Genomic DNA, 1,980 nt, shown 5'->3' with positions numbered 1-1,980 from the left:
AACGAGCGCCTCGGCGGGCCGGGCCAGTGGCTCGTCACCCTGCCCCTGCACCTCGTCTCGGGCGTGCAGATGCTCAGTCGCTCGATCCTCGCGGGCACCGAGCCCGTGTTCCTCGGTCAGCCCGCGGACGATGACCGCTTCCTCGCCGCCGCGGCGAGCCTCAGCGCCGAGCGGCGCTACGTCTCCCTCGTGCCGGTGCAGTTCGCCCGGCTCCTGGAACGGGCCGAAGGGGACGGCGCGGCCGCGGCGGCCCTGCGCCGTTTTGACGCGATCCTCGTCGGGGGGCAGGCCGTGCCCCGCACCCTCCGCCAGCGGGCCCACGAGCTCGACCTGCGGCTGTTTCGCAGCTACGGCATGACCGAGACCGCGGGCGGCTGCGTCTACGACGGGGTCGAGATCGGCGACACCCTGGTTCGGATCCGCGGCGGTGAGATTCAGCTCGCGGGCCCGAGCCTCGCGAGTGGCTACCTCGGTGATCCCGAGCAGACCGCCGCGCGCTTCTTCGTTGAGGACGATACCCGCTGGTACCGCACCGGCGACGCGGGGGAGCTCCTCGGCGGGATGCTGACCGTCCTCGGCCGCCTCGACAACGTCATCGTCTCGGGCGGGGTGAACGTCTCCCTCGACGAGGTCGAGCGCGTCGTGCACGAGCTGCCCGGCTGGGGCGAGGCCGTCGCCGTTGGCGTCCCCGATGACACCTGGGGCGAACGGGTCGCGCTGGTCCGGGCCGCCGAGCCCGCGGCGGCCGAACCCGAGGATCCCTCGGCCCGCATCCGAGCCGAGCTCGGGGTCGCCGCGATCCCGGCCCGCTTCGAGGCGCTGGCGGAGCTGCCCCGGCTCCCGGGTGGTAAGGCCGATCGGGTCGCGATCCGCGCCCGGCTCACCGGGGCTCCCGCACCCCGGTGACCCCCGGGGGCCACCTGCCGAGCCGGACCGAGTCCGGACGGGCCCTGCCGGTGCGCCCCGCTGCCGGGCCCTCCCGCGCCGCGCACCGTGCGCGGGCCTAAGATTGAGGGGACCGAGTGGGACGCAGGATGAGGAGAATCATGGCCGGCCAGCAGGGCACTGATCGCGCGGGCAACGCGCACCGTTCCGGGAACCCCGCCAAGCGGGCCGCCGCCGACCGATACGCCGCCCAGACCGGGCGCTCCGGTGCCGTGACCTGGCGCGACTGGGTGGGCGGGGCGCGGCTGCGCACCCTGCCGCTCGCGGTCGCCCCGATCGCCGCGGCCACGGGCGTCGCCCAGATGATGCAGGCGCTGTCCTGGCCGCTCACCCTGCTCGCGCTCGCGGTCGCGGTGTTCCTCCAGATCGGCGTCAACTACGCGAACGACTACTCCGACGGCATCCGCGGCACCGACGAGTTCCGCGTCGGCCCCGCCCGGCTGACCGGCTCCGGCCAGGTCAACCCGAAGGCGGTGCTGCGCGTCGCCCTGTGCTTCTTTGCGCTCGCCGCCGTCGCGGGCGTCGTCGCCGTGGTCCTCAGCGAGCGCTGGTGGTTCCTCGCGATCGGCGCGGTGGCCATCGTCGCCGCCTGGTTCTACACGGGCGGCAAGCGCCCCTACGGCTACATGGCCCTCGGCGAGGTCTTCGTCTTCCTCTTCTTCGGTCTGGTCGCGACGCTTGGCACCGTCTGGCTCCAAGCGGATGAGCTGCCCCAGGAGGCCTGGCTCGCCGCGGTCGGCGTCGGTCTGTTCGCCGTGGCGACGCTGATCTCGAACAACATTCGAGACATCGACACGGACCGGCTCGCGGGCAAGCGCACGCTCTCGGTGCTCGTCGGCAAGCGCGTCTCGCAGATCCTCTACACGGTCTGCGTGCTGGCCCCCTTCGTCATCGTGTTCTTCCTGAGCCTGCCCTACGTCAAGGTGATCTACGCGTGGTTCGTGCTCGCGCTCGTCATCCCGGCGATCCTGATCCTCTTCACCGGGCGGCGTCCGCAGGAGCAGATCCTCGTGCTCAAGCTCACGAGCTTCGCGG

At 72.8% G+C, this 1,980-nt stretch carries 2 protein-coding genes; both read left to right on the top strand.

Annotated elements, in window-relative coordinates:
- On the top strand, nt 1-906 hold a 906-nt coding region (locus OOT08_RS08380; RefSeq protein WP_325092177.1), incomplete at its 5' end, for an AMP-binding protein.
- Nucleotides 907-1,046: 140 nt separating this feature from the next.
- The coding region (locus OOT08_RS08375; protein ID WP_325092176.1) for a 1,4-dihydroxy-2-naphthoate polyprenyltransferase at nt 1,047-1,980 on the top strand (934 nt) is incomplete at its 3' end.

Source organism: Leucobacter sp. M11, from assembly GCF_035726885.1.
Lineage (GTDB): Bacteria > Actinomycetota > Actinomycetes > Actinomycetales > Microbacteriaceae > JAPFRB01.
This window is presented reverse-complemented; position numbering and strand designations above follow the sequence as displayed.